The sequence below is a fragment of the Candidatus Cardinium hertigii genome (assembly GCF_050864855.1).
Lineage (GTDB): Bacteria > Bacteroidota > Bacteroidia > Cytophagales > Amoebophilaceae > Cardinium > Cardinium hertigii_C.
The window spans coordinates 1-503 of the sequence record NZ_JBOZWW010000076.1; the positions used below are offsets into that span (position 1 = coordinate 1).

General features: G+C 37.2%; 1 protein-coding gene. It reads left to right on the forward strand.

What is annotated here, in order from left to right:
- The coding region (locus ACRRVB_RS04990) for a tyrosine-type recombinase/integrase (RefSeq protein ID WP_432466852.1) at positions 1–432 on the forward strand (432 nt) is incomplete at its 5' end.
- Positions 433–503 lie beyond the last annotated feature (71 nt).

Sequence of the window (503 nt, forward strand, 5' to 3'; positions counted from 1 at the left end):
TTGTCAGTTCGTAGAACCCACATTGATCTTGTAGATGGTACGATTCATATTCTAGGCAAGTGTCATAGATCCCGTATTATTCCTTTTCCAAAGCCTCTAAAACCAATCATACGCTCCTATTTGTCTAAAAAACGCAGATTGGGTCATGATGCTACTGAAGCATTATTGATAACAGGTCGGGGAAAGCCTTGTTACCCCAAGCTTATCTATCGCATCGTTAAAAAATATCTGTTGTCAAATGTTCAATCTAGTCGACACAGTCCCCATGTATTGCGTCATAGTTTTGCTACCCATTTGTTAAACAGAGGCGCTACGCTATTAAGTATTAGATCCTTACTAGGTCACGCAAATTTGGCTACTACTCAGAACTATAACCAGGTCCATTTTACACGATTAAAAGAGGTATTGAACAAGGCACATACCAGGGCCTAACTATTTATTGAGTTGTGTTAAATAGGCGCATTTAGAATTTTATATTTTATGATGAAAATCAACTATATAAA